The organism is Chitinophaga oryzae, from assembly GCF_012516375.2.
GTDB classification, from domain to species: Bacteria; Bacteroidota; Bacteroidia; order Chitinophagales; family Chitinophagaceae; genus Chitinophaga; species Chitinophaga oryzae.
The window spans coordinates 817,758-843,663 of the sequence record NZ_CP051204.2; the positions used below are offsets into that span (position 1 = coordinate 817,758).

26 protein-coding genes are annotated in these 25,906 nt (G+C 51.9%); 18 read left to right on the forward strand and 8 right to left on the reverse strand.

Going from position 1 to position 25,906, the window contains the following annotated elements; translation table 11 throughout:
- Positions 1-8: 8 nt before the first annotated feature.
- The 3 genes from HF324_RS03430 to apaG all read left to right on the forward strand — a co-directional run bounded on the left by HF324_RS03430 (position 9) and on the right by apaG (position 1,737).
- Positions 9-953 carry a DUF5777 family beta-barrel protein gene (locus HF324_RS03430; protein ID WP_168809546.1) on the forward strand — a complete coding sequence of 315 codons (945 nt, stop codon included), beginning with the start codon at positions 9-11 and terminating at the stop codon, positions 951-953.
- A complete protein-coding gene (locus tag HF324_RS03435; protein WP_168809548.1) occupies positions 941-1,267 on the forward strand; it encodes a DUF4157 domain-containing protein in 327 nt (108 codons plus the stop codon). Before HF324_RS03430 ends, HF324_RS03435 begins: the two co-directional genes overlap by 13 nt.
- Before the next feature lie 83 nt (positions 1,268-1,350).
- Complete coding sequence (gene apaG / locus HF324_RS03440) at positions 1,351-1,737, forward strand: Co2+/Mg2+ efflux facilitator ApaG/CorD (protein ID WP_078669198.1); 387 nt, start codon at positions 1,351-1,353, stop codon at positions 1,735-1,737.
- A gap of 108 nt (positions 1,738-1,845) precedes the next feature.
- On the opposite strand, the gene gldB is transcribed toward apaG, so the two are convergent.
- A complete protein-coding gene (gene gldB, locus HF324_RS03445; protein ID WP_168861906.1) occupies positions 1,846-2,874 on the reverse strand; it encodes a gliding motility lipoprotein GldB in 1,029 nt (342 codons plus the stop codon).
- 147 nt (positions 2,875-3,021) lie between these two features.
- On the opposite strand from gldB, the gene HF324_RS03450 reads away from it, so the two are divergent.
- The 6 genes from HF324_RS03450 (at position 3,022) to HF324_RS03475 (ending at position 9,175) form a co-directional block, all read left to right on the forward strand.
- Positions 3,022-3,705: a porin family protein gene (locus HF324_RS03450; RefSeq protein WP_168809552.1), complete on the forward strand. Its 684-nt coding sequence runs from the start codon at positions 3,022-3,024 to the stop codon at positions 3,703-3,705.
- A gap of 30 nt (positions 3,706-3,735) precedes the next feature.
- Complete coding sequence (locus HF324_RS03455) at positions 3,736-5,403, forward strand: NAD+ synthase (protein ID WP_168861907.1); 1,668 nt, start codon at positions 3,736-3,738, stop codon at positions 5,401-5,403.
- A gap of 43 nt (positions 5,404-5,446) precedes the next feature.
- A complete protein-coding gene (gene serS / locus HF324_RS03460) occupies positions 5,447-6,718 on the forward strand; it encodes a serine--tRNA ligase (protein WP_168809556.1) in 1,272 nt (423 codons plus the stop codon).
- 64 nt (positions 6,719-6,782) lie between these two features.
- Entirely contained in the window at positions 6,783-7,325 is a 543-nt protein-coding gene (locus HF324_RS03465; RefSeq protein ID WP_168809558.1) for a GNAT family N-acetyltransferase, read from the forward strand.
- Between the two features lie 19 nt (positions 7,326-7,344).
- Positions 7,345-8,430 carry a HesA/MoeB/ThiF family protein gene (locus HF324_RS03470; RefSeq protein WP_168861908.1) on the forward strand — a complete coding sequence of 362 codons (1,086 nt, stop codon included), beginning with the start codon at positions 7,345-7,347 and terminating at the stop codon, positions 8,428-8,430.
- 1 nt (position 8,431) lies between these two features.
- Positions 8,432-9,175: a sulfite exporter TauE/SafE family protein gene (locus HF324_RS03475; protein WP_168809562.1), complete on the forward strand. Its 744-nt coding sequence runs from the start codon at positions 8,432-8,434 to the stop codon at positions 9,173-9,175.
- A gap of 109 nt (positions 9,176-9,284) precedes the next feature.
- On the opposite strand, the gene moaA is transcribed toward HF324_RS03475, so the two are convergent.
- Positions 9,285-10,250, reverse strand: a complete 966-nt coding sequence (gene moaA / locus HF324_RS03480; RefSeq protein ID WP_168809564.1) for a GTP 3',8-cyclase MoaA — start codon at positions 10,248-10,250, stop codon at positions 9,285-9,287.
- Between the two features lie 2 nt (positions 10,251-10,252).
- Positions 10,253-10,624, reverse strand: coding sequence for a DUF7009 family protein (locus HF324_RS03485; RefSeq protein ID WP_168861909.1), 372 nt, complete (start codon positions 10,622-10,624; stop codon positions 10,253-10,255).
- A gap of 77 nt (positions 10,625-10,701) precedes the next feature.
- Between HF324_RS03485 and moaD the strand changes: the two genes are divergently transcribed.
- Both moaD and HF324_RS03495 read left to right on the forward strand, forming a co-directional pair.
- The gene (moaD, locus tag HF324_RS03490; RefSeq protein WP_168809568.1) at positions 10,702-10,935 is read left to right on the forward strand and encodes a molybdopterin converting factor subunit 1; all 234 of its coding nucleotides are present in this window, start codon (positions 10,702-10,704) and stop codon (positions 10,933-10,935) included.
- A gap of 13 nt (positions 10,936-10,948) precedes the next feature.
- Entirely contained in the window at positions 10,949-11,353 is a 405-nt protein-coding gene (locus tag HF324_RS03495; protein ID WP_078669187.1) for a molybdopterin synthase catalytic subunit, read from the forward strand.
- On the opposite strand, the gene HF324_RS03500 is transcribed toward HF324_RS03495, so the two are convergent.
- The gene (locus HF324_RS03500; RefSeq protein WP_168809570.1) at positions 11,328-11,939 is read right to left on the reverse strand and encodes an NTP transferase domain-containing protein; all 612 of its coding nucleotides are present in this window, start codon (positions 11,937-11,939) and stop codon (positions 11,328-11,330) included. The genes HF324_RS03495 and HF324_RS03500 overlap by 26 nt on opposite strands.
- Before the next feature lie 88 nt (positions 11,940-12,027).
- Entirely contained in the window at positions 12,028-12,522 is a 495-nt protein-coding gene (gene moaC, locus HF324_RS03505; RefSeq protein ID WP_168809572.1) for a cyclic pyranopterin monophosphate synthase MoaC, read from the reverse strand.
- Between the two features lie 46 nt (positions 12,523-12,568).
- On the opposite strand from moaC, the gene HF324_RS03510 reads away from it, so the two are divergent.
- Genes HF324_RS03510 through HF324_RS03520 form a run of 3 tightly spaced genes read left to right on the forward strand, consistent with a single transcriptional unit; the run spans position 12,569 to position 16,494 of the window.
- The gene (locus tag HF324_RS03510; protein WP_220101269.1) at positions 12,569-13,777 is read left to right on the forward strand and encodes a molybdopterin molybdotransferase MoeA; all 1,209 of its coding nucleotides are present in this window, start codon (positions 12,569-12,571) and stop codon (positions 13,775-13,777) included.
- 42 nt (positions 13,778-13,819) lie between these two features.
- A complete protein-coding gene (locus HF324_RS03515; RefSeq protein WP_258539416.1) occupies positions 13,820-15,268 on the forward strand; it encodes a DUF1800 domain-containing protein in 1,449 nt (482 codons plus the stop codon).
- A gap of 23 nt (positions 15,269-15,291) precedes the next feature.
- On the forward strand, positions 15,292-16,494 hold the full coding sequence (locus HF324_RS03520; protein ID WP_168809574.1) for a DUF1501 domain-containing protein: 1,203 nt from the start codon (positions 15,292-15,294) through the stop codon (positions 16,492-16,494).
- A gap of 574 nt (positions 16,495-17,068) precedes the next feature.
- Here HF324_RS03520 and HF324_RS03525 read toward each other — a convergent pair.
- The 3 genes from HF324_RS03525 to HF324_RS03535 all read right to left on the reverse strand — a co-directional run bounded on the left by HF324_RS03525 (position 17,069) and on the right by HF324_RS03535 (position 21,606).
- On the reverse strand, positions 17,069-17,584 hold the full coding sequence (locus HF324_RS03525; RefSeq protein WP_168809576.1) for a hypothetical protein: 516 nt from the start codon (positions 17,582-17,584) through the stop codon (positions 17,069-17,071).
- 132 nt (positions 17,585-17,716) lie between these two features.
- Entirely contained in the window at positions 17,717-19,765 is a 2,049-nt protein-coding gene (locus HF324_RS03530; RefSeq protein WP_168809578.1) for an OPT family oligopeptide transporter, read from the reverse strand.
- Between the two features lie 128 nt (positions 19,766-19,893).
- On the reverse strand, positions 19,894-21,606 hold the full coding sequence (locus tag HF324_RS03535; RefSeq protein WP_168861910.1) for a peptide MFS transporter: 1,713 nt from the start codon (positions 21,604-21,606) through the stop codon (positions 19,894-19,896).
- Positions 21,607-21,786: 180 nt separating this feature from the next.
- Here HF324_RS03535 and purD point away from each other — a divergent pair, with 180 nt between their 5' ends.
- The 4 genes from purD (at position 21,787) to mreD (ending at position 25,869) form a co-directional block, all read left to right on the forward strand.
- Positions 21,787-23,064 (forward strand): phosphoribosylamine--glycine ligase, encoded by a 1,278-nt coding sequence (purD, locus tag HF324_RS03540; RefSeq protein ID WP_168861911.1) that lies wholly within the window; start codon positions 21,787-21,789, stop codon positions 23,062-23,064.
- Between the two features lie 280 nt (positions 23,065-23,344).
- On the forward strand, positions 23,345-24,367 hold the full coding sequence (locus HF324_RS03545; protein ID WP_078669179.1) for a rod shape-determining protein: 1,023 nt from the start codon (positions 23,345-23,347) through the stop codon (positions 24,365-24,367).
- A gap of 108 nt (positions 24,368-24,475) precedes the next feature.
- Positions 24,476-25,363, forward strand: coding sequence for a rod shape-determining protein MreC (mreC, locus tag HF324_RS03550; RefSeq protein WP_168809583.1), 888 nt, complete (start codon positions 24,476-24,478; stop codon positions 25,361-25,363).
- Positions 25,360-25,869 (forward strand): rod shape-determining protein MreD, encoded by a 510-nt coding sequence (gene mreD / locus HF324_RS03555; protein WP_168809585.1) that lies wholly within the window; start codon positions 25,360-25,362, stop codon positions 25,867-25,869. The genes mreC and mreD overlap by 4 nt, the downstream gene beginning before the upstream one ends.
- Positions 25,870-25,906 lie beyond the last annotated feature (37 nt).

The following is a 25,906-nucleotide window of genomic DNA, read 5'->3' on the forward strand; positions in this document are numbered from 1 at the left end:
AAGTACCCATGAAAATTATTGCTTTTCTGATGCTGTGTACCGGCATCAGCATTTATGCGCAGGCCCAGCAGGACCTGAGCCAGCTGTTTGACTCTACCGGTCCGGCGCACCCGAAAGTACTGTACACTTACAAGGGCACCCGTATCATTATGGGACATTCTACAGACATGTTACGCAAACATGAGCTGGACGTCCGTGTGGACCACCGCTTTGGCGACCTGGGCGGCGAGTTCGGCGGGGCTAAAACATTTTACGGCATCGATAACTCCACTGACATCCGTATCGGGCTGGAGTATGGCATCACCGACCGGCTGATGGCGGGCATCGGGCGTTCCAAAGGCTCCGGGGTGCAGCACCAGTTGCTGGACCTGCTGGTGAAATACAGGCTGGTGGAGCAAACGCAGGATAACTATGTGCCGGTGTCCGTGGCCGTACTGGGCACGGCCGTGATGTCGATGATGAGCTCGGAGGAAGACCCGCACCACGCGGCCTGGTTTGGCGACGCTTCCGACCGGTTGAGCTATGTGGCCCAGGGCATCGTGTCCCGCAAGTTCGGCGACCGGCTGGCCTTCTCCCTGTCGCCCACCTACGTGCACCGTAACCGCGTGGGATATATGGACATGAACAATATGTTTGCCCTTGGCGTGGGCGGCCGGCTGAAGCTGTCCAAAAGGATAGGCATTGTGGCGGAATATTTTTACCCGTTCCGCTCCCAGGCGAGCCGCGATTACTACAAAGCGCAGGGCATCACCTTTTATAATCCGCTCGGCGTGGGACTGGAAATAGAAACCGGGGGCCACGTGTTCCATCTCAACTTTACCAACTCCAGCGCCATCCAGGAGAGCCAGTTTCTCCCCGAAACCACCACCTCGTGGCTGCAGGGGCAGTTCCGCTGGGGTTTCAATATTTCCCGTAGATTTACGTTATTCGGGAAAAAGGATTGGAAAAAATAAGATGCCGTATAAGGGTTGATTCAGGGCTGGCCCGCATTGCCGCAAAGGTGATGCGGGTAAAGGGAGTGGCCATGGTACTGGGACGCACCATTCATCTGCATGGGGCGTCCCGGTTAGAGTTCCTGTCCAATACTGCCTGGCTCCGGCACGAGGCCTGCCATGTGAAACAGTACAGGGAATACGGCATGATAGGTTTCCTGGCCCGGTATCTTTACCAGTGTGCCCGGCGGGGGTATTACGACAATCCGCTGGAAGTGGCCGCCAGAAAGGCGGAAGCAGACCCGGGCATCCTTGAGGGGATAGAAATTATTTAAAAAATCGTTAAAGTGTTGCGGGAAATATAATTTTTACCCCCACTGGCTTTATTTTTCTTATTTTTACGTCAAAGGTTGATTTTATGGTTAAGAAGGTAACAGAGGGAATCACTATCAGCGTGGAAACATTCTACCAGCCGGATTATTCTAATCCTATTGGAAGCGAATTCATGTTTGCTTACCGTATCACCATTGAAAACAACAATACTTTCCCCATCAAATTGCTGCGCCGCCATTGGTATATTATCGATTCCAACGGGACCCACCGCGAAGTGGAGGGTGAAGGCGTTGTAGGCGTACAGCCGTTACTGGCCCCCGGCGAGACTTATCAATACGTCTCGGGGTCCAACCTCCGCACTGAAATAGGAAAGATGTACGGTACCTACCAGATGGAAAACCAGCTGGATAAGAAAATCTTCGAAGTGAGGATTCCTGAATTCCAGATGGTTGTTCCTTTCAAGCTCAACTAAATCAATTACGAATTACGAATTACGAATTACGAATTGAGGGCTGTTTTATAGGCGACTACTAAGTCCCCTTTCCAAAAAACAGCCCTCAATTCGTAATTCGTAATTGATTCAGGGTCTGTACTTAGACGCCTTAAATATTTCCAGCAGATTTCTCGACTCCATTAGTTGCTGAACGCTTACGTCAGCATGTTTTTCCATGTATTTGTTCACGATTTCGTAGCCCACGAAGTAGCCGATTTTTCCGGGAGACCCTTCCGGCATGCCCTGGGTAGCCGGTGCATCGTTCATGAAAAGGTTGATCTGCTGCCAGTCTGTTGTATATAACAGGTTGTTCTGTACAAAAAACTGCCAGATCATTTTTTCATTGTCACGGCACCATTGCAACTGCTCTTTCGTGTAGCCGAGACGGATAGAATCGGGCGTATGAGGAAGTACTTTGGACAGGAAATACTGTTGTTTGCCGGCCTCGATCATCTGTTCCAGCAGGCCGCCGCCACTACGGGGCGCGGGATACAGCTGCTGCTGCAGCACCTGCATACAGTTGGTGGTAATATACTCCGGCGCAAAACGGCGGATCATATAATCAGGGTAGTCCGGGATCTGGGCATATGGCGGGAAATCGGCTCCCATATACATGTCCAGGCCTATTCCCAAAATGGAGTCGATCGTAATGGCACCATAATTGGCGATACCGGAGGTAAAAGTAACTATTTTGGGCGCCCGGAAAGCGGGGATGTAGTACCTGGTATAACGAAATGCCTGCTCCAGCTCTTTTTGAAGGGCACCGGTATTAGCATACTTTTGGGACACCGCCGTTTCCAGTTGCCGGAAATCGCGGTTGGCAAGGAAAAGCCGCAACTGATGCTGTATTTCCTTACTGCTGTCTGCAAAAGCGCCGAAGTTCATGATCTCCGAGATATAAACCGGCATGAAAAGCGGATAAGACTGATGCAGGCGGGTGAGGCCCGGTTGTATATTATTGGTATCGATAGTGAACAGCGCCGAGTCGAACCGGTGGATACTAACGTTCATGGGTATATGACTTACATCCGGCGCTTTGGGACCGGTATTGCAGGCATAGAGAAACAGCGCCGTGAGGCAGCCGGTCAGCAGGGAGTATGTAGGGGTGTTTCGCATTGGGTAAAATTACGAATTACGAATTACGAATTACGAATTACGAATTACAAATTGGTAATTTGTTTTCAGGCAGGCTGTTAAGGAACCTTTCCAAACGGCAGCCCTCAATTCGTAATTCGTAATTCGTAATTCGTAATTTTGATTCATATGAAAAGGTTTTTTTTGCTACTATTAACATTAGGGATAGCTACTGCGGGGATGGCACAGAGCGGGTATGGTGATTTCACCCGCAAGGTACGGCTGGGGTTTAAGTTAGATCCGATGATCTCGATCCTGAAACCGCAGGAATCGGGCGTAAACCGCAACAGCGCCAAAGCGGGCCTGAGTTTCGGGCTCATGGCCGACTTCAGCCTGAATGAAGCCGGTAACTATGCCCTGGCATCAGGATTCAACGTAGTGCTCGGTGGCAGTAAGCTGAAATATGACGCGGACAAGGGGCTGAACGATTTTAAAGCCAATCCCTCGGAGTATAATATGAAACTCACCTATATTGAGATACCGGTGGCGCTGAAGCTGCGGACCACGTCGTCGGATAATCTCAATTTCTGGGGACAGTTCGGTACTTTTTTCGCGTTCCCGGTCAGCGGAAGGGCGGATGTCATCTCCCTGAATGAAACCCATGACAGGGTAAACATACTGCCCCAAATGAACCGCATCAATATCGGCATGCTCATCGGCGCCGGCGTGGAATATCCCCTGGGCGAAACGCTGACCGGTATCGTCGGCCTTACCTACCAGAACGGTTTCGTGGACGTGACGCGGAACGGCAAATGGAATGATGGTAAAGTAAATATGAATAGCTTTGCGCTGCGGCTGGGCGTATATTTTTAGTAACAGCCAATCTAAACTTTTTTCAAGGGTATGAAAATTATACTGGCACAACAGAATTATCATATAGGTAACTTCGAACACAATACGCAGAAGATCATCGAGGGCATAGCCGCAGCCAAAGCGCAGGGCGCAGACCTGGTGGTGTTTTCCGAACTGTGCATCTGTGGTTATCCTCCGCGTGACTTTCTCGAATTTGAAGATTTTATCCGGCAGTGTTATCACGCCATCGACGTGATCAAAGCCCATACACAGGAGATCGCTGTGCTGGTAGGCTGCCCGGCCCGTAACCCCCAGCGGGAAGGCAAGGACCTGTTCAACGCCGCCTGGTTCCTCCATGAAGGCGAAGTAAAGCAGGTGGTACATAAGACCCTGCTTCCCACTTACGACGTTTTTGATGAATACCGTTACTTCGAGCCCTCCTATGAATGGAACATCATTCCGTTTAAAGGAAAGAAACTGGCGGTGACCATCTGCGAAGACATCTGGAACCTGGGCGATAACCCGCTGTACCGCGTGTGCCCTATGGATATGCTGATGGGACAGGAGCCGGACGTGATGATCAACCTCTCCGCTTCTCCGTTCGACTATGACCACGATGAAGACCGTAAAGAGATCATCCGCGCCAACGTGCTTAAATACCGGCTGCCCATGTATTACTGCAATACCGTGGGCTCCCAGACAGAGATCGTGTTCGACGGCGGTTCCCTCATTTACGACGCTGCCGGTAATATAGCGAAAGTGCTGCCCTACTTCGAAGAGGCCATAGGCGGCATGGACCTGGAAGACCTGGTGTCCAAAGGGGAAGCGCCTGCTGAAATGGTCGCTTTCACACCGCTCACGGAACTGGTGTACGATCATAACATTAACCGGATATACGATGCGCTGGTGATGGGTATCCGCGATTATTTCGGTAAGATGGGCTTCAAAAAGGCCATCCTGGGCTCTTCCGGCGGTATCGACAGCGCAGTCACCCTCGCTATTGCCTGCGATGCGCTGGGCAGTGAGAACGTACGCGCTGTGCTGATGCCTTCTCCCTATTCTACCGAACACTCTGTAGATGATGCTGTGGCGCTGTCCAAAAACCTGGACAACCCTTACGACATTATCCGCATCAACGATATTTACGAGAGCTTCCTTGCCACGCTGGAACCGTATTTCAAGGGCCTGCCCTTCAATGTGGCAGAAGAAAATACCCAGTCCCGTATCCGCGGTAACCTGCTGATGGGGCTCTCCAATAAGTTCGGGTACATCCTGCTGAATACCTCCAATAAAAGTGAACTGTCTACCGGCTACGGTACGCTTTACGGCGATATGGCCGGCGGACTGTCCGTACTGGGCGACGTGTACAAAATGCAGGTATACGCCCTCGCACGGTATATCAACCGGGACAAAGAGATCATTCCGGTAAACATCATTGACAAAGCCCCTTCCGCAGAGCTGCGCCCTAATCAAAAGGACAGCGACAGCCTGCCGGACTACGCTGTGCTGGACAAACTGCTGTACCAGTACATCGAACGCCGTCAGGGACCTAAAGAAATTATTGCTCAGGGATTTGACTCCGCATTGGTTTCGCGGGCCTTAAAAATGGTCAACACCAATGAATACAAAAGGAATCAATTCTGCCCTATCATCCGCGTATCGTCCAAGGCCTTTGGTGTGGGCCGCAGGATACCGATAGTAGGTAAATATCTCAGCTAAATGCTATTTTTCTATCTTTGAGCAAATTTTTTAATAATACAACATGTTACAAGTACCGTTTATACGTCAAAATAAAGAACTGGTATTAGAGCGCCTCGCCCTGAAAAACTTTAAGGAATTGGGCCTGGTAGACGAAGTGCTGGCCCTGGACGACAAGCGTAAGCGCCTCACCCAGGAATATGATGAAACACAAGCGCAGGTCAACAGTCTCTCCAAAGAGATCGGTAAACTGATGGCACAGGGTAAAAAAGAAGAAGGCGAACAGCAACGCGCTGCCGTTAACGCCCTGAAAGAGAAACTGGGACCGGTGAACGAGGAGTTGAATGCTACCGAAAAAGCACTGCATGACACCCTGGTAAAATTACCCAACCTGCCTGCCGCCATCGTACCTCCCGGCCACACGCCGGAAGAGAACGTGGAAGTGCGCCGTGGTGGCAATATTCCCACACTGGCTGCTGATGCGGTGCCTCACTGGGACCTTGCCAAAAAGTACCAGCTGATTGATTTTGAACTGGGTAATAAAATTACCGGCAGCGGATTTCCCGTTTTCCAAAAACAGGGCGCCCGCCTGCAGCGCGCTATGATACAGTATTTCCTCGATTTCAACCTCGACAACGGTTATACTGAGTATGCACCGCCTTACCTGGTCAACGAAACTTCCGCTTTCGGTACCGGCCAGCTGCCCGATAAGGAAGGACAGATGTACCATGCCACGGAGGACAACTATTTCCTGATCCCCACGGCAGAAGTACCGCTGACCAACATCTACCGCGATGAAATCGTGAAAGACACCGATCTGCCGATCAGAATGACCGGTTATACCCCCTGCTTCCGCCGTGAAGCCGGCTCCTACGGTAAAGACGTACGTGGCCTCAACCGGGTACACCAGTTCGATAAAGTAGAGCTGGTACAGATCGTTCATCCGGAGAAATCTTACGAAGCGCTGGACGAGATGGTGGCGCATGTGGAAAAACTGCTCAACAGCCTGCAGCTGCCTTACCGCATCCTGCGGTTGTGCGGCGGCGACATGAGCTTTGCTTCTGCCATCACCTACGATTTTGAAGTATACAGCGCCGCGCAGCAAAAATGGCTGGAAGTGAGCTCTGTGTCTAACTTCGAGACCTACCAGACCAACCGCATGAAGATCCGTTTCAAAGAAGCCAACGGTAAGCCGCAGCTGACGCATTCCCTGAATGGCAGCTCCCTGGCGCTGCCCCGTATCATGGCCTGCGTGCTGGAAAACAACCAGACGGAAGCGGGTATCCAATTGCCGGCCGTACTGCACCGCTATTTCGGGGCAGACAAGATTGCATAAACACGATCAGCTTTTGATAATAAAGAGCAGCCCTAAACCGGCTGCTTTTTTTTATTTTCGTACTATGAGACACTTTTTGCCTAACGGAGCGGAATTGATCATCCGGCCACCTGTGATAGAAGACGCCCTGGGGCTGCTGCGCAATTTCCAGCGGATGACGCAGGAAACGGATTTCCTGTTGTTCACCCCCGGAGAAGCGCTTGAAATGAGCGAAAAGTCAGAAGAGGATTTTATTAAAACTTACCTGAAGAATCCCGACCAGCTGATGCTGGTGGCTATTGCCAACGATACGCTGGTAGGCTCCATTACGGTCAACCACAGCGGATACCATAAAAGAGGTCATACCGCCGAAATGGGTATTGCCGTAGAACGCGCCTGGAGCAGCCTCGGCATCGGCCGCCGGCTAATGACGGCTATGTTGCGCTGGGCGGAAGAACATGAAAAAATACAGCTGATATACCTGCAGGTGTTTGCCTCCAACGATAAGGCCATACACCTCTACCGCAACTTCGGTTTTCTCGAATGTGGCCGCCTGCCTTATGGCATACAACAGCGAGACGGACAATTTACAGACCTGGTGACGATGTACCGCCGGGTGAAACCATGATCCTTAAAGACGATATGTTATGCAACGATACGACCGGCAGACAAGACTGGAAGGCTTCGGCCCGGACAAACAACGTTTATTACAGGCCGCTTCCGTACTGGTGATCGGCGCCGGCGGCCTCGGTGTTCCTGTACTACAGTACCTGACGGCCATGGGTGTTGGAAAAATAGGTATCGTGGAGCACGACACCGTATCGGTGACCAATCTGCAAAGGCAGGTGCTGTATCATACGGCCGACCAGGGGAAACCCAAGCTGGCGCTGGCGGCTGCCCGCCTCCACCAGCTCAACCCGGAAGTGGAGATCGTACCGCACGATACCTGGCTTACGACAGACAATGCGCTGGAAATCATCGGCGCCTACGACGTGGTCGTAGACTGTTCCGATAACTTTGGCACCCGTTACCTCGTAAACGATGCCTGTGTGATTTCCGGTAAACCGCTGGTATACGGCGCCATCTATAAATACGAAGGACAGGTGAGCGTGTTTAATTACCAGGGCGGCGCTACTTACCGCTGTATTTTCCCCGAAGCGCCGGAGTCCGGCGAGATGCTGAACTGCAGTGAGATTGGCGTACTGGGCGTATTGCCCGGTATCATCGGTTGTTACCAGGCCAATGAAGCAGTGAAGGTGATCACGGGCATCGGCACACCACTGAAAAACCAGTTGCTGACGATCGATACGCTGAATAATACGCACCTGACTTTTACTATTACACCGGTAGCGGCTAACCGTCAGATAACGCGTTTGGCCGGCAACTACCAGCAAACTGTTTGTGAAGTGAATAATCTGCAATCCCTCTCGGTAGAGGAACTACAGGAATGGCTGCAACAAGGGAAAGCCCTGCAGCTGCTGGACGTGAGAGAAGATGACGAATGGGAGATCTGCCATCTGCCGCAGGCCATTCATATCCCTATGGGACAGGTATTGGGCCGTGTGAGCGCCTTACAGCCGGACGCGCCGGTAGCGGTGCTTTGTCATCATGGTATGCGCAGCCGTGCGGTAGGACAGCGTTTGGTGGAGATGGGGTTCACACAGGTGTATAATATAGAAGGCGGCATTCATGCCTGGGCTTGTGTCATCGATGACCAGATGCAAACTTATTGATGTGACCATAGAACTCTGTATCCTCTTTTTTGCGGTAGCGCTGGTATATTCGGCTGCCGGCTTCGGCGGCGGCTCCAGCTATCTCGCTATCCTGGCCCTGTGGGGCATTGATTTTCAGCTGATGAAATCGACGGCGCTGCTTTGCAATGTGGCGGTGGTGGCGGGAGGTGTATACCATTTTTATAAAAGCGGCCACCTGCCGATGAAAAAGGCGTTGTTGCTGTCTTTCGTCAGCGTGCCGCTGGCTTTTGCGGGCAGCTACCTGCCGCTTAAGCAGGAAACCTTTTTCCTGTTGCTCGGTATAGCCCTCACGCTGGCGGCGGTGTTCATGTGCTACCGGCTCTTTTTCGAGCGTAATCAGGAAACGGAGACATTGCGGGAGGGCAACGGCGTGCTGTACGGCGTTATCGGCGGAGCTATCGGTCTGCTTTCCGGTATGACCGGCATCGGCGGCGGTATTTACCTGGCGCCGGTATTGCGGTTAGGAAAATACGATACCGCCAAGAATGTAGCGGGACTGAGCAGCTTTTTTATCCTCGTCAATTCCATTGCCGGCCTGATGGGACAGGCTGCTAAAAATGCCATCCTATTTGAGCCTGCTTTCGCCGGGCCGCTGCTGCTGGCGGTGATCATCGGCGGACAAATCGGCGCACGGCTGAGCGCCCGCGTGCTGAAACCCAGGTGGGTAGCAGGCGCCACGGCGGTGCTGATTTTGTATGCAGGAGTGAGAATGCTTGTTAAATAATTACGAATTACGGATTACGAATTACGAATTGGGGCTGCCTTTTGGAAAGGTTACCCGGTAGCCGCTCTATAAAGGAACCCGAATTCGTAATTCGTAATTCGTAATTGATTCATCCTCCGATAACAGACATGCTTTCCAGTGCGGTGGTGTGCAGCCGTTCGGCTTCAAACCCGTTGGCGGCGCGGTGGTGCAGTGCGTGTTGAATAGCCGGCAATAACTCCTCTCCTGACCGTATCAGGTCTTTTACGTTTAATGCATCCTGGCCATAGAGGCAGGTCTTCACACTACCGGTAGCGGATATACGAAGTCTGTTGCAGGTACCGCAGAAGGTGCGGCTATAAGCAGGTATCACCCCGATGTTGCCCAGGTGGCCGGGTATGCTGTAGTTGAGCGCAGTGGAATGGGGTGCGTCGGGTAATTTATGCAGGGTGTATGTTTCCCGGAGCGTTTGCAGGATGGCCTCATAGTTCCAGCGGATGCCGGAAAAACCATGTCCCTGGCCGTTAAACGGCATTTCTTCAATAAACCTTACGCTGACAGGCTGATCCCGTGTGAGGGCGGCAAAATGCACCAGTTCATCGGTGTTTACCTGGTCCATTACCACCACGTTGAGCTTTACCTGCAGCTGGTGGGCCAGCAGGCTGTCCAGCGTTTGCATCACTGCGGCAAACTGGTCGCGGCGGGTGATCTGCTGAAAACGTGCAGGTTGCAGGGTATCGAGGCTGAGATTAATATGGGTAATGCCCAGTGCTTTGAGTTCCGGAATATGATGGCGGGTAAGTACGCCGTTGGTGGTGACGGCGATCTGCTGTATGCCCGGAATGGCTTTGATCTTTGCCAGCAGCGGCACCAGGCCCGGGCGTAGGAACGGTTCTCCGCCGGTGATCCTGACTTTGGAGATACCGGCAGCAGCCAGTGTTTCGAGCAGCGTGATGATTTCTGCGTCGGTGAGCAGGGCGGACGATTTCACAAAGCGCATCTGTTCCGGCATGCAGTAGGTGCAGCGGAGATTACAGCGGTCTGTTACAGACAGTCTAACGTAATCGATTATACGATGATGGGCGTCCGTCAGCATGATCAGCAGTTTTTGCCTGCATTCGGGTTCTCGAAAGCCTGGCTGTCGTCTTCATTCCTCGGGGAAAGGCATTGGAAGTCCTTTTCCACCAGTACTTTCAGTTCGGAGCCGTCAGGATTGGGGAGTATCAGTTCAAAGCCCACCTGGTCCGGCGTATACCAGCCCTGCAGCCGCTCAGCGGGCAGCAACAGGTGTACGCCGTCGTGTTCCATTTTAATCACCGGGTCGGTGATGTTTTTGGACCGCACGCAGAAATGCAGCACGCCGGCGCCGATATGGGTGATAGACTCTACTTTGCCGGTCATTTCCAGCAGTTCCACATCTGTTTTGTCCAGCCGGTAACGGATGCTGTTCCCTCTTATCCTGATCTTCATAGAAAGTGATTTTCTCCGGTATTAAAAGTACTATTTTATCGCTGCTATATTGTAGTTTTAACCAACAAATTTCATCTATGGGCCTTCTGCTTTTTGGTGTGGCGAAAGATATTGCCGGTGCGGCGCTGGTAGGTATTCCGGAAACGGTGACCAACGTAGCGGAATTGAAACAGTGGTTGTATGACCGTTATCCGGCCATGCGGCAGCTCAGCTCCCTGATGGTGGCGGTCAACCGCGAGTATGCGGGCGATACGCAGCCGATCGGTGCGGGCGATGAGGTAGCGGTGATACCGCCTGTGAGTGGAGGATAATTAAAAGACAACTATGGAGACATTAATAGCCATCAGAGATACCATCACGGTACAGGAGGCGCTGGACTTCATCCAGTCGCCGGAATGTGGCGGGGAGGTCATTTTCACGGGTACGGTACGGAATGATACCCGTGGCCGCGGGGTGACGAAATTATTTTACGAATGTTATGAGGCGATGGCGCTCAGCGAAATGCAGAAAATCGCAGACCAGGTGCAGGCCCGGTGGGACATCAAAAAGCTGGCGATGCTGCACGCCATCGGCGATAAATATCCCGGCGATATCGCCGTGGTGATCGCCGTAGCCTCCGCCCACAGAGGCATCGCCTTCGATGCCTGTGAGTTTACGATCGACACCCTGAAAGAAACGGTGCCTATCTGGAAAAAAGAGTTTTTTACCGACGGAGGGATTGGTCAGTGACCTGTTGCATGGCCGCAGCCTTTTCTTCAGGCGTGTTGGCATTGTATTGTTCGGCTGCATAAGGGTTATGCAATAACCGGATATTCGTATTGAGCAAGGTTTTACGCGGACAGTTTTTGCCTGCCTCCACATTTTGGTACAAGGCACTTAACCCTGTGGGCTCCCAGATAGCAATCAGCGGTTCCGGCAGATCGTTCACCGGGCTGATAAAGGCGGTGGCAGATTGGTGCGCATCCCGTTCCTGAATTAGGATCTCCAGGCTTTTGGGGCCTATCAGCGGCAGGTCACAGGCCAGCACCAGCCAGGCAGTGTCCGGTTGCGACCGGTGGGCGCTGAGCAGTCCCGCAGAAGGGCCGCCATAAGAAACGCTGTCGGGTATCAACCGGGGATAACCGTTAAAATCGGCTTGCTGATCGGTCCGACAGGACAGATAAGTCTCCAGTCCGCAGGCTGTTAACAGGTCCGCCAGGTACTGCCACTGGGGCATACCATGATAATGGATCGTGCTTTTATTCTCCTGCATCCGGGTACTTTGTCCGCCGCAGAGGACCAACCCTTTCAATGGGGCACTGTTATTTTCCGTCATATCCTCTTTTTAAAAATCAATCTTGTTTCTTTGCGCTCTTTGCTGCTTTGCGCCTTTGCGTGCCCTCCGCTCCCTCGCGCGCTTACCCTCACTTTGCCCCCTCTGCGAGATCGTGTTTTCCACCGGTTTTACTGATCAGCCGTGTTTGGCGGATGATCATTTCCTGGGTGAAGGCTTTGCACATGTCGTAGATGGTGAGTGCCGCCACGCTGGCGCCGGTGAGGGCTTCCATTTCCACGCCTGTTTTGCCTGTTGTTTTCACGGTACAGCGGATAATGGCCTCTTCTTCTTCGAGGCGTATCTGTACATCGCAACCGTCCAGCAGCAGGGTATGACAGAGCGGGATGAGGTCCGGCGTTTTTTTCGCTGCCATGATACCCGCTATAATGGCGGTCTGGAATACAGCGCCCTTGCGGGTTTGGATATCATTGTCGCGGAACTGTTCCCTTACCAGTGACGGTAAGTACACCCGGCTTTCGGCAACGGCTACACGATAAGTGCTGCCTTTGCCGCTTATATCTACCATCGCCGGCTGACCGGAAGAATCGAGATGGGTAAAATCGCTGCTTGATGGATTGGCCATAATATCATAAATTTAATCATCTTCACCTGTACAAAAATAATACAAAATGATGCTGACTGTTGCTGCTGCGTATACTGCTGTATTACAGACCGTGCGCGACATGGGCACGGAAGTGTTGCCCTTTGAGGCGGCCACCGGCCGTGTATTGCGTGAGCCTGTCAGGGCTGACAGGCCGTTCCCGCCTTTTGACCGGGTTACCATGGATGGTATCGCCATTCTGTATGACAGTTTTGCCCGCGGGCAACAGATTTTCGGGGTAGAAGATGTCCAGGCCGCGGGGCTCCCGCGGCTGCAGCTGTCCAATACAGCCAATTGCATAGAAGTCATGACCGGCGCCATCCTGCCGGAACTGACAGATACCGTGATCCCGTACGAACAGCTGGAAGCCTCCGATCATGAGGGCTTCCGCCGTTTTGCTGTCACCGGTGATGTAACGCTGGGACAGAATGTACACCGCAAAGGCTCGGATGTGGCGGAAGCCACGGTGCTGTTATCGCCGGGGACGCTGATCGGTCCTGCCGAAGCAGGGGTGCTGGCCTCTGTCGGTAAAACGCAGGTGCAGGTGGCGCGGCTGCCGCGTGTTGCCGTTATCGCTACCGGTGACGAACTGGTCCCCGTTGATGCCACGCCGGAAGAACACCAGGTGCGTATCTCCAATGTATACAGCCTGATGGCCTCGCTGCAACAGTGCGGTATTACCGCAGCCTATATACACCTGAACGATGAAGAGGCGGCCATGCGCGAACGGCTGGAACCATTATTGCAGGAAACAGACGTGTGGATCAGCTCGGGGGCTGTGTCTGCCGGCAAATTTGACCATCTGCCGGCGGTACTGCAGCGGCTGGGCATGCAGCAGATTTTTCACAAGGTGCAGCAAAGACCGGGAAAGCCTTTCCTGTTCGGCACTTTCGCCAATGGGCCGGTAGTGTTTGCCCTGCCGGGCAACCCGGTGTCAGGCTTTATGTGTTTTTACCGCTACGTGCTGCCCTGGCTGAAAGCTGCCATGGGCGCACAGGAAGCAGCGCCGGCCTATGCAGTCCTGCAGGAAAAAGTGACGTTTAACCCATCACTGGAATATTACCTTCCTGTTAAATTGCAGTCCATGCCTGATGGTACAACGGGCGCTGTTCCGCAGCCCTACCATGGCTCCGGAGACCTTGCCAGCCTGCTTTATGCCGACGCCTTTATGGCACTTCCGCAGGATAAACATGTCTTTGAAAAAGGCAGTTGTTATCCCGTTTGGAAATTTCGTTAAACCCCGGCGTCCAAATACAGTCTTACATTAAATTATTTACGTATGCCTGTAGTTGCCAAAAAACTGGAAATGCAACATCTCGCCTGGCGCGCCGGCTTCGGTGAAACCCTGCCCGTCATCTCCGGCTGGGAAAAAAGACGGCGGAAGGAAATGGTGCACAAGGTGCTGACAGGGCCCAAACACGCAGCCTTTGAATCGGTAGATGTGATCAACGCCACCGACCTGCCGGACTACAAACGCGCTAAAGACATGACGGAAGAGCAGCGGAAAACCGTCCGGGAGATGAACACCCAGGGCATCAAAGATCTCAACGTGGCCTGGATGAACATGATGCAGAAAAGCGAACACCCGCTGCGCGAGAAAATGAGCCTCTTCTGGCATGGGCACTTTGCCTGCCGTACGCAGAACGTGTTGTTCAACCAGCAGTTGATAGGCGTGATCCGGGAAAATGCATTGGGCAATTTCGGCGATCTGCTGACAGCCGTTTCCAAATCGCCGGCCATGTTGCAGTTCCTCAACAACCAGCAGAACCGTAAACAACATCCCAACGAAAACTTCGCCCGCGAAGTCATGGAGCTGTTCACCATGGGCCGCGGACACTATGCGGAAGCAGACATCAAAGAAGCTGCCCGCGCCTTTACCGGATGGGGCTTCGATGCAGACGGCCAGTTCGTGTTCCGCGAAAAACAACACGACGACGGCGTCAAAAATATCTTCGGAAAAAGCGGTCGCTACAATGGTGACGACGTGCTGAAGTTATTACTGGAACAGCAACAGACCGCCACTTACATCACCACTAAAATATTCCGGTATTTTGTAGATGACAACCCGGACGATACCCTGATCCAATCACTTTCCGGGAAATTCTACCAATCCGGCTACGACATCAAGACGCTGATGCGCGAAATCTTCATGGCCGACTGGTTTTATGACAGCAAATACATCGGTAACCGTATCAAATCGCCGGTGGAACTGCTGGTAGGCATACGCCGTACCATTCCCATGGCCTTTGAACAGGAAGAAACAATGCTGGTGTTTCAGCGCATCCTGGGACAGGTGCTGTTTTACCCGCCCAATGTGGCCGGCTGGCCCGGCGGACGTAACTGGATAGACAGTTCCAGCCTGATGTTCCGGATGCGGGTGCCGCAGGTGATCCTGTATTCACAGGTGCTGAACGTACGGCCTAAAGAACTAACGCCGGAAATGGGGGATGGCGGCAACTATAAAATGACTTTGCAGATCAACGATTTCCTGAAAAAGCAATTTGCCAAAAAAGTGAATGCGCGGATAAACTGGGAGCCTTATCTGCAGGGCTTCAGCGATATCCCCCGCGAAAACCTTGCCGATGCCATCGCCGGCGCACTGCTGCAACAACCGGGCAACGTCAGGAAAAACCTGCTGGAGAAATACGCAGATACCAGCTCCCGCGAAGGCTACATCAAAACAGTGACCATTGATGTGATGAGCACACCGGAATATCAACTTTGTTAATCATCTTCAGAAAGCTATAAGTTATGTATATACTTAACAGGCGCCGTTTTTTACAGGTAGGTTCCCTGGCTTCCGCAACCTTGCTGATGCCTAAGTTCCTGAAAGCTTTTGAAACCGGAGCGCTCGTGCCCCCGGGAAATAAAGTGCTGGTGATTGTACAGTTGTCAGGCGGTAATGACGGTCTGAACACCATCATCCCTTACCGTAACGATATTTATTACCGCTCGCGCCCTGCGCTGGGCATCCGGCGGGAAGCGGCCCTGTCGCTCAATGATGACCTGGGCATCCATCCTGCGCTGCAGGGACTGAAAGCCCTCTACGACGATGGCGCGATGGGTATTCTTAATAACGTAGGCTACCCTAACCCCGACCGGTCACATTTCCGCTCCATGGACATCTGGCATTCCGCCAGCCAATCAGCTGAAATATGGAACGATGGGTGGGTGGGCCGTTATCTCGACGCGCAGTGTAATGGCTGTGATAAACCCACACAAGCGCTGGAGATAGACGATACGTTGAGCCTCGCACTGAAAGGTGAGCATAACAAGGGGTTGGCCCTCACCGATCCGGGCCGTCTTTCCAACACCAGCAACGACCGTTTTTTCAAAGAGTTGTTGCAACAGCACGTGGTGGAAGATGAACATCATAACGTAGAATACCTCTACAAAACCATGGGCGAAACTATTTCTTCTGCAACGTATATCCAGCAACAGTTTAAGACTTATCAATCCAAAGAAAGTTACCCCGCAACGGAGCTGGGCCGTAATATGCGCATTATCGCTAACCTGATCATGTCTGACATCAACACCAAAGTGTATTATGTGTCTCACGGCAGTTTTGATACCCATGTGAACCAGCAGGACCAGCAGGCACGGCTTTTTAAGCAGCTGAGCGATGCGCTGACCGTATTTACAGGCGATCTTAAAAAGAACAACCGCTTCCAGGACGTGATGGTAATGACCTTCTCCGAATTTGGCCGGCGGGTAAGCCAGAATGCGAGTGGCGGCACCGATCACGGCACGGCCAATAATATGTTCCTGATAGGTGGTGACTTAAAGCGGCAGGGCGTGCTGAATGAAGGGCCTGACCTGATGAACCTGAAAGACGGGGATTTGCAGTATAAGGTGGATTTCAAAAGCGTGTATGCCACCCTGTTGGACAAATGGCTGGGGGCCGATGATAAAATGATCCTGAAAGCTGACTACGCGAAACTGGATTTCATTTAATTCCGGATTTCCAGGTTTCCAGTATTTCCAGGGTTCTCAGATTCCCCAAGGCTCCCAGATCCCAAGGTTTTCAGATCCCAGGGTTCTCAGATCCCAAGGCTCCCAGATCTCAAGGCTCCCAGATCCCAAGGTTTTCAGATCCCAAGGTTCTCAAATTCCAAGGCTCCCAGATCTCAAGGCTCCCAGATCCCCAAGGTTTTCAGATCCCTAGGTTCTCAGATCCCAAGGTTTTCAGATCCCAGGGTTTTCAGATCCCAGGGTTTTCAGATCCCAGGGCTCCCAGATCCCAAGGTTTTCAGATCCCAAAGGTTTTCATATCCCCAAGGCTCCCAGATCCCAGGGCTCACGCCCTGGGCAACGATGTTTGTCGGGCTGTATAAAGGAGTAATTCGTTTATACGGCTTTAATCATAAGGTTGTTAAAGCTTTATGAAACTGTATTCGTTTGAAGGCTTTAACCATAAGGTTGTTATGCTGAATGAGCCATAGTGCATCATTGAAGCCTACCCCGGTTAAAGAATCTGAAGAACATCGTAGCCCCGGGCGTGAGCCCGGGGACCTTTATGCGGAAAAATTTATTGAGCCGTAACGGTGTAGATAGCTCTGAAGGCTGCGTTTTGGATGGTCCGTGTGCCGGCCATGCCGCTGAGGTCTTTTACGGTGCCGGAGAAGGTGCCTTCTACCATGATATTATCGCTGCGTGTGATGGTGAGGTAACAGTCGGTGCTGCCCTGTGAGCTGTAGGTGGCGGGATAGCCGCCGCTGTTGATGACCACGAGGATGCTGTTGCCTGTCCTGGTGCAGGGATATACGCCGGGAGGAAAGGGTATTTTCAATCCGGCCATGGTGATGCTGATGATATCGTTGTTATTGGTTTTCCCGGTGATTTCCAGCCTGTAGTAATCGTTGGTAGGATCTTCGTCCTGGAAGTCGGGCGCATAGGCTATGCCTTTCGGATTTTCGCTGAGATAGATTTTGGTATCCAGCTTTACGGAAACAAACTTACGGTCTTTGCTATCGTCTTTATCTTTTCCGCAGGAGCTGCCGAGGATAACAACGGCACTGAGTAATGCGGTTACAAGTATGCGCATAGGTACTTATTATAGAAAGATGTAATAAAAATTCCGATAAAAATAATCATTTTCAGAATAGAAAAACGGATGCCGGCCCGGTATTGTTACATTCCGGTGCCGGCATCTTAAAATATCCTGATAAGTTGGATGTTATGCTTTGCGGGCGGTACGATAGAGGTACCAGCCCATGAAGGCGAAGAAAGCACATCCCAGTACATAGTAGCCGCCATGGCCTAATGCGCCGGTGAGTCCTCCTTCCATATTGAGTTTGGCCAGAATGGCCGCCGAGCTGTCGAATCCGGCGAGAACGGCAATGATAACGCCGGCTACGGCGCCTCCGGCCACAAGGCCGGTAGCGAAGAGGTTGCCTTTGCCCAGTTCTTCTTCCGCAGCGGAGGTGTGTTTGTTGGCTTTTTTGTTTTTATGGTCTACCACGCCACGGATTGCGCCACCGATGAAGATGGGCAGTGTGGTGGATAACGGCAGGTAGGCGCCTACCGCGAAGGAAAGCGAATTGATGTTGCACAGTTCCATCACGATGGCGAGGAAAACGCCTACCAGCACGAACTGCCAGTCGAGGTTAAATGACAGGATGCCTTTTGCCAGTGTAGCCATGAGCGTACCCTGTGGCGCCGGGTAGTAGGCGCTGCCGATGGCGTGTTCTGTCACTCCCTTGCTGATCATTTCGGCGGTGGGTTTGTCGAGGAATTTCACGGTGAGTCCGATCACTACGGACGATACGATGGCGCCGATGAAGAGGGCCAGCTGCTGGTACATGGGCGTGGCGCCTACGATGTAACCGGACTTCAGGTCCTGCGAGGTGCCGCCTGCATTGGCTGCGGCGATACAGATCATGCCGCCTACTACCAGCGCCATTGGTTCATATATTTTGCCGGTCCAGCCAACAGCGATGAATACGAGGCAGGTGCCCATCAGGGTGGCGATGGTCATACCGGAGATGGGGTTGTTGGATGAGCCGATGAGGCCTACGATGCGGCTGGACACTGTTACGAAGAACGCGCCAAAGACTACTACCAGCAAGCCTACCAGCATTTTTTTACCGATAGAGTCGCCTGGCAGCTGTGGCAGGAACGCCATCAGCAGTACGAGGGCGATACTGCCGAACAGTACTACTTTCAGGCTCAGGTCTTTCTCTGTTCTCAATACGCCGGCAGATGCGCCGCCATCTTCTTTGCGGTCTTTGATTGCGCCGATGCTGCCTTTAAAGGAAGAGATGATGGTAGGGATGGTTTTCAGCAGGGTGATGAAACCGCCGGCAGCCACGGCGCCTGCGCCGATCTGGCGTACGTAGGCGTAGTATACCGCTGCAGAATAGTCGGAGAAGGTGCGGGTCACCGGGTCCCAGTTACCTTGTCCGCCGGGTGTTTGCAGGCTGGCGAGGTAACCTATTTTTACCAGCTGGGAAGCAATCACCTCGCCCGGCAGCAGGGATGCCAGCAGGGGAATGAGGGCGAGCCAGGACAGTACGCCGCCGGCTACCAGTACGCCTGCAATGCGGGGACCGATGATATAGCCCACGCCCATATACTCCGGGGTGATGTCTGCGCTGATTTTAGCGGAGGGGAAAAATTTGCTGGTCTGTTTGGTCATGTAGGCCGGTGTTTCGGCGATAACATGCAATATCTTCTGGAAGATAGCATAGGCGAAGGCGAACCCGAGGCCATAGAAGGCGGTACGGGCGAAGTCGCCTCCTTTTTCACCGGCGATGAGCACATCGCCGCAGGCGGTGCCTTCCGGGTAAGGGAGTGTTTTGTGTTCTTTCACGATCAGTGACCGGCGGAGTGGTATCATCATGAGGGTGCCGAGGATACCGCCGAAGATGGCCAGGATGAGGATGGTGAAGTAGTTAAAGAACTGGGCGCCACCGCCGTCGCTGAGGAACAGGAAGCCTGGCAGCGTGAAGACTACGCCGGCAGCGATGGATTCACCGGCGGAGCCGGTGGTCTGGATGATGTTGTTTTCCAGGATGGTGGTGTTGAAGAACTTCCTGCCGAGGGTGATGGCAATAACGGCAATCGGGATAGACGCGGAAACGGTCAGACCGGCTTTCAGGGCGAGGTATACGGTGGCAGCGCCAAAGATGATTCCGAAGATACAGCCCAGTAAAATGGATTTGAGGGTAAATTCTTTCATTTGTGCGCCTGGTGGCACGAAAGGTTTGAAATTGTTGTCAGCCATAATGATAAGGAGGTAAGGTGTTAAGGGTGAAATTTACGAATTACGGGGTTACTGACCGCGTATAAAAAGGAAGACCGGAACAAATTCCTTTGTCCCGGTCTTCCTTTTTATACATAGAAGGTATGTTTTTATCTTACCCCGTGCATCCATTTTTTCAGGAAGCCGGTAGAGAGGAACAGGAGTACTGCTGCTGCACCCGGCAGGATCACGAACACCATAAAGAACTCATAGAGGTTATGGATGGTGAAACCGGCGAAGGTTGGGTAGTGGGCGGCCAGTTTCAGTTCTTTCAATTGTTCCAGCTGTTGGGCGGTGGCAGTGATGGTACCGTCCAGGATGCCCTGCAGGTTGATATTGTTTTTAGCTGCCAGTTCAAACTTATCCTGTGTAGGCGGCAGTAAGGCGCCCAGCGTACCTGCCAGCGCATAGCCGGCGGCATTGGCGAGGAACCATACGCCCATCAGCAGGGAGGAGAAGCGGTGAGGCGCCAGTTTGGATACCAGCGACAGGCCTATGGGAGAGAGGCAAAGTTCACCGAGGGTGTGGAACAGGTACATCACGATCAGCCAGATTACACCAAGTTTCTGACCGGCGCCGAGGTTTTTCACCTGCAGGGCGATGATGAAGAAGCCCAGTGCCAGCAGCGCCAGGCCGATGGACTGTTTCACCGGGGAGATAGGCTCCAGGTTACGTTTCTGGAGTTTCATCCACAACCAGCTGAAAGGCAGTGCAAATACGATGATGAAGATGGAGTTGGCGTTCTGTACAAAGCTTGGCGGCATATCCCATCCCAGCAGGCGACGGTCTGTCTGGTAGTCGGCCACGAAGGTGAGGGAAGAACCGGCTTGTTCAAAACAGGCCCAGAAGAAGATTACAAAGAACGCTACAAAGTAGATCACGAGGATACGTTGTCTTTCTACTTTGGTAATGCTTTTATCGGTGAGGATCAATACCGCGAGGCTGATACCTGCCGCATAGATGAAGGGATATAACCAGGATTTGATCGGGTTGGGATCGAGGGAGAGGTAGTGGATGATAAAGAACAGTGCCACCATGAGGCCCAGTACGCCGAAGATAGCGCCGCTGGAGAATTTGGCTTTGTCAGCTTCTCCTTCCGCCAGGTTAGCAGCCGGTTTGGAGAAGTCTGGTTTACCGCCGATGGCTTTGCCGTCGGGCGTTATCACGTATTTGTCTTTCAGGAAATAGAAAAGGATGGAGCCGAGGAACATAGCCAGGCCGGCGGCGAGGAAGCCCCATTTGAAGGCGCCTACCATTCTTACGTTGTCTACTTTTACATCTCCCAGGATAGGGCAGATCAGCATGCCGAGGAAGGCGCCTACGTTGATGCCCATGTAAAAGATGGTGAAAGCGGCATCCAGACGGCTGTCGTTTTTAGGATACAGCTGGCCTACCATGGAGGAGATGTTGGGCTTGAAGAAGCCGTTGCCCATGATGATCACCAGCAGGGCCAGCCATACGATCAGTTTGGCTGTTTCCACGTTGGTAGCGTAGATAGTGGCGCTGAGTACCATGAGCAGCTGCCCGATACCCATCACGAAACCACCTAATAAGATACAGTTCCTGTTTCCAAGGTAGCGGTCGGAAATGTAGCCGCCAAGCATAGGGGTGAGATAGCAGAGGCCCAGAAAGCCGCCATAGACATAGGAGGAATCGGCTTCAGAGAATGCCAGTGCGTTTACCAGGAAGAGCGTCAGTAACGCTCTCATGCCATAAAAGTTAAATCGTTCCCACATCTCCGTGGTAAAGAGCACAGCCAGCCCCTTCGGGTGCCCCTCTGACGAGGCATCGACAGACTTCTGTGCAACAGCAGTTTGCATCATAAATGGTTAGTTTTAGCAATAGTTGTTTTAAGGTTCTGTTAAGTCTCAGAGGGGGCAATTTAAAGTAAAATAGATAATTACGTAAAAAAATGGTGGAAATGGGCAGTTTTTGTGGGTTTTTGTGCTTTTTTCATCTTTCTTTGCATTTTCTTTCGCACCTGCATTTATTAGGCAATTCATATGAACATTTTATTACTAGGTAGTGGTGGCCGGGAACACGCTCTGGCCCGGAAAATGTCCCAAAGTCCACAGTGTGGTCAGTTATTTATAGCGCCGGGTAATGCCGGCACATCGCAATGTGGCACGAACGTCGATATGGGCGTGAGTGAATTTGAGAAGATCAGGGCTTTTTGCCTTGAAAACGCCATCGACCTGGTAGTGCCGGGGTCAGAAGAGGCCCTGGTGAATGGTATCTATGATTTCTTTGCCGCAGATGCTGCGCTGCAGCATATCCCTGTAATGGGCCCGTCGCAGGAAGGCGCCCGCCTGGAAGGCAGCAAGGCTTTCGCCAAACTGTTCATGCAGCGGCATCAGATCCCCACTGCTGCCTACCGCGAATTTAACGCTGACAATTTCGAGGAGGGGGTAGCTTATCTTCAGCAGCATTCCTTACCAATTGTATTGAAAGCCGACGGGCTGGCTGCCGGTAAAGGCGTGGTGATCACCAGTTCGCATGATGAGGCGGTGGCCGAGTTTGAGCAGATGATCCGTGCCGCCAAATTTGGCGACGCCAGCAAAACCGTGGTGATAGAGCAGTTCCTGACCGGTATTGAGTTGTCTGTGTTTGTGTTGACGGACGGCCATTCCTATAAGGTCCTGCCGGAAGCCAAAGACTACAAACGGATCGGGGAAGGCGACAAAGGCCTGAACACGGGCGGTATGGGGGCGGTATCTCCGGTGCCTTTTGCCGATGCCGCTTTCATGAAAAAAGTGGAAGACCAGGTGATCCGTCCCACTGTAGCGGGGTTGTCAAAAGAAGGCATTAAATATAACGGGTTCATCTTTTTTGGCTTGATTAATGTAGAGGGAGAGCCTTTTGTTATTGAGTACAACTGTCGCATGGGCGATCCTGAAACGGAAGTCGTAATGCCCCGTTTACAAAACGATTTACTGGAACTGTTTACCGCCGTTACAACCGGTAAGCTGTCAGAACAAACCATTGACGCTGATCCGCGTGCCGCCGCTACCGTGATGCTGGTGTCTAAAGGTTATCCGGAAGCGTATGAGAAAAACAAGGCTATCAGTGGGATACCGGCGCCTACCAACGATCAGGTGGTGTTTCATGCCGGTACCAAACAGTCGGGAGCAGCCATCGTGAGCAATGGCGGTCGTGTGCTGGCCATTACTTCGCTGGCAGCCAGTCTGCCGCTGGCGCTGGCCCACTCGGTGCAGACCGCGGAGCAGATTTCGTTTGAAGGCAAAACGTATCGTCGGGATATCGGCTATGAGTTCATTTAGTCATTGGGTTATTTAATCATTTGGTTATTTGGTTATTGAGATGGGACTATTGGATGATGAGGGTATTTTGTTGTTAAGGGGTTTTCCCCCGGAAACGTGCCCTCCCAATGACCAAATACCAAAATATCAAAATGACAAAATATTCCTGTGCGGTTGCCGTTTAAACAACAAATAACTTTTTTTAATATTTAGCCGTATTATTGCAAGAATATCCACTTTTTGCATCGTATATTCGTTAGAATTATTCATTTTTGCATTCTAATTTTTGACCGTATCAACAATGGGATTTTTTAATTTTTTAACGCAGGAAATCGCGATTGATCTGGGTACAGCGAACACGCTGATAATACATAATGACCAAGTGGTTGTGGACGAGCCTTCCATTGTAGCGATAGAACGGGCTAGCGGTAAAATTGTGGCAGTCGGAAAGAAGGCCATGATGATGCACGAAAAAACACACGAATATCTTCGTACAATACGTCCCCTGAAGGATGGTGTGATCGCGGATTTCAACGCCGCAGAGGGTATGCTCAGGGAACTGATAAAAATGGTTTATCCTAAAAAGCCGCTGTTTGCTCCCAGCTGGCGTATGGTGATCTGTATCCCTTCCAGCATTACGGAAGTGGAGAAGAGAGCGGTACGTGACTCTGCCGAGCAGGCGGGCGCCAAGGAAGTGTACCTGCTGCACGAACCGATGGCCGCTGCCCTGGGTATCGGTATCGATGTGGAAGAACCGGTAGGTAACATGATCATCGATATCGGAGGGGGTACCACCGGTATCTCTGTGATCGCCCTGGCGGGTATCGTTTGCGACCAGAGTATCCGTATTGCGGGTGACGAGTTCACCGCCGATATCATGGAAGCCCTGCGCCGCTATCATAGCCTGCTGATCGGTGAAAGAACCGCTGAGCAGATCAAGATCCATATCGGATCAGCCCTGAAAGAACTGGATAACCCACCGGATGATATCCCGGTTAACGGTCGTGACCTGGTGACAGGCATCCCCAAACAGATCATGGTATCTTACCAGGAGATCGCCGAAGCACTGGACAAATCTATCTTTAAAATCGAAGAAGCCATCCTGAAAGCGCTGGAAACAACGCCTCCGGAGCTGGCGTCAGATATTTACCGCAGAGGCTTGTACCTGACCGGTGGCGGTGCGCTGTTGCGCGGCCTGGACAAACGCCTTGCCCAGAAAATCAAACTGCCGGTCCATGTGGCAGACGATCCGCTGCGTGCCGTAGTAAGAGGCACTGGCATCGCTCTGAAACATGTGGGTAAATATCCGTTCCTGATGCAATAAACCTATTTAGATATTTAGATATTTGGTTATTTACAGATTTCTTTCGAAGAAAGAACCCTGTAAATAACCAAATATCCAAATGATCAAATCTCTAAATGACTCGCGCTTGTGCGGAATTTAATCATTTTCTTTAGGCGATATTTTAACTTCTTCTTATTTCTGCTGCTGGAAGTGATTTGTATTGTGTTGGTATTCCAGAACAATAACCTGCAGCGTTCTGCCTACCTTAACTCCGCCAATGATATTAGTGGGAAGCTGTACGACAAATACAACAACGTACAATACTACTTTCACCTGAAAGCTACCAACGACAGCCTGGTAGCGGAAAATACCCGCCTGCACAATGCCATTCACACCAGCTTTGATTCTGTGGTGACAGGCACCGGCCTCAAAATAGATACTATCCGCCAATACAGCGACGATACCCTTCACCGGGTGATTAGTACCCAGATCCGCCGCTATAAGTACTTTGAGGCCAAGGTGATCAACAACTCCGTTAACAAGCCGATCAACTACCTCACCATCCACCGCGGCAGCCTGCAGGGTATCCGTCCCAATATGGGCGTTATCAGCAGCAGTGGCGTGGTAGGCGTGGTAAGAAGCGTGAGCGATAACTATGCAGTAGTACTTTCCATGCTCTCCAAATCCAACTCCGTGTCCATCAGCGCCAGGCTGGGGCAGGGCAAGGAAATGGGGTCCGTACACTGGGACGGCGACAACGCCACCTTTGCCCAGCTGAAGGATATTCCGAAGAGCGCCAAAGTACATAAAGGGGATACCGTGGTCACCAGCGGCTTTTCCGCCCTGTTCCCCGAAAATATTCCCATTGGTTACGTAGATACGGTGATGATGTCTGATAAAGCCGGCACTTCCTATAATATCCGGTTGAGGCTGGCCACCAATTTCTATAACGTACAATACGTGTATGTGATAGAAAATCTGCTGAAAGATGAACAACAACGACTAGAAGACTCAACTTACAAGTTGATCAAATGAGTATACTGTTAAGAAATATTATCCGTTTTGTATTCCTGTTGCTGATACAGGTGTTTGTGCTCAACAAGATACTGATCCACCAGCTGGTGAGCCCTTATCTGTACATGCTCTTCATCCTGGCGCTGCCTTTTAACCTGCCGCGCCCGGTGGTGATGCTGCTGGGATTCCTGATGGGTATCTCCCTCGATATGTTTTCCAACACCATGGGGATACATGCGGCAGCCTGCGTGTTCATCGCTTACCTGCGACCGTTTATTATCAATATCCTGTCGCCCCAGGGTGGCTTTGAAACCACCCAGAAAACGCCGTCCATGACCAGCATGGGCGTCTCGCAGTTTCTGATCTATGCGGCAGTACTGGTATTCCTGCATCATGTGATCTTTTTCATCCTGGAAGTTTTCGGTTTCGGCAATCCATTGTACCTGATGCTGAAAATCCTGCTTTCTACTGCTGCCAGCCTTATTCTGATCGTGTTATATGAATTGCTTTTTTTCACAAAGAAATAGCAGTCTGCAATAAGCGTTTGCCAAATATTACTATTAA

What these genes read in the sequence shown, in the direction of transcription:
- mreD (WP_168809585.1), top strand. Translation starts at nt 25,360, where the DNA reads ATGAGTATACTGTTAAGAAATATTATCCGTTTTGTATTCCTGTTGCTG.
- HF324_RS03525 (WP_168809576.1), bottom strand. Translation starts at nt 17,584, where the DNA reads ATGCGCATACTTGTAACCGCATTACTCAGTGCCGTTGTTATCCTCGGC.
- HF324_RS03545 (WP_078669179.1), top strand. Translation starts at nt 23,345, where the DNA reads ATGGGATTTTTTAATTTTTTAACGCAGGAAATCGCGATTGATCTGGGT.
- HF324_RS03515 (WP_258539416.1), top strand. Translation starts at nt 13,820, where the DNA reads ATGCCTGTAGTTGCCAAAAAACTGGAAATGCAACATCTCGCCTGGCGC.
- gldB (WP_168861906.1), bottom strand. Translation starts at nt 2,874, where the DNA reads ATGCGAAACACCCCTACATACTCCCTGCTGACCGGCTGCCTCACGGCG.
- HF324_RS03485 (WP_168861909.1), bottom strand. Translation starts at nt 10,624, where the DNA reads ATGAAGATCAGGATAAGAGGGAACAGCATCCGTTACCGGCTGGACAAA.
- HF324_RS03430 (WP_168809546.1), top strand. Translation starts at nt 9, where the DNA reads ATGAAAATTATTGCTTTTCTGATGCTGTGTACCGGCATCAGCATTTAT.
- HF324_RS03530 (WP_168809578.1), bottom strand. Translation starts at nt 19,765, where the DNA reads ATGGCTGACAACAATTTCAAACCTTTCGTGCCACCAGGCGCACAAATG.
- HF324_RS03470 (WP_168861908.1), top strand. Translation starts at nt 7,345, where the DNA reads ATGCAACGATACGACCGGCAGACAAGACTGGAAGGCTTCGGCCCGGAC.
- moaD (WP_168809568.1), top strand. Translation starts at nt 10,702, where the DNA reads ATGGGCCTTCTGCTTTTTGGTGTGGCGAAAGATATTGCCGGTGCGGCG.
- HF324_RS03455 (WP_168861907.1), top strand. Translation starts at nt 3,736, where the DNA reads ATGAAAATTATACTGGCACAACAGAATTATCATATAGGTAACTTCGAA.
- serS (WP_168809556.1), top strand. Translation starts at nt 5,447, where the DNA reads ATGTTACAAGTACCGTTTATACGTCAAAATAAAGAACTGGTATTAGAG.
- purD (WP_168861911.1), top strand. Translation starts at nt 21,787, where the DNA reads ATGAACATTTTATTACTAGGTAGTGGTGGCCGGGAACACGCTCTGGCC.
- HF324_RS03495 (WP_078669187.1), top strand. Translation starts at nt 10,949, where the DNA reads ATGGAGACATTAATAGCCATCAGAGATACCATCACGGTACAGGAGGCG.
- moaA (WP_168809564.1), bottom strand. Translation starts at nt 10,250, where the DNA reads ATGCTGACGGACGCCCATCATCGTATAATCGATTACGTTAGACTGTCT.
- apaG (WP_078669198.1), top strand. Translation starts at nt 1,351, where the DNA reads ATGGTTAAGAAGGTAACAGAGGGAATCACTATCAGCGTGGAAACATTC.
- moaC (WP_168809572.1), bottom strand. Translation starts at nt 12,522, where the DNA reads ATGGCCAATCCATCAAGCAGCGATTTTACCCATCTCGATTCTTCCGGT.
- HF324_RS03520 (WP_168809574.1), top strand. Translation starts at nt 15,292, where the DNA reads ATGTATATACTTAACAGGCGCCGTTTTTTACAGGTAGGTTCCCTGGCT.
- HF324_RS03450 (WP_168809552.1), top strand. Translation starts at nt 3,022, where the DNA reads ATGAAAAGGTTTTTTTTGCTACTATTAACATTAGGGATAGCTACTGCG.
- HF324_RS03510 (WP_220101269.1), top strand. Translation starts at nt 12,569, where the DNA reads ATGATGCTGACTGTTGCTGCTGCGTATACTGCTGTATTACAGACCGTG.
- HF324_RS03535 (WP_168861910.1), bottom strand. Translation starts at nt 21,606, where the DNA reads ATGATGCAAACTGCTGTTGCACAGAAGTCTGTCGATGCCTCGTCAGAG.
- HF324_RS03465 (WP_168809558.1), top strand. Translation starts at nt 6,783, where the DNA reads ATGAGACACTTTTTGCCTAACGGAGCGGAATTGATCATCCGGCCACCT.
- HF324_RS03500 (WP_168809570.1), bottom strand. Translation starts at nt 11,939, where the DNA reads ATGACGGAAAATAACAGTGCCCCATTGAAAGGGTTGGTCCTCTGCGGC.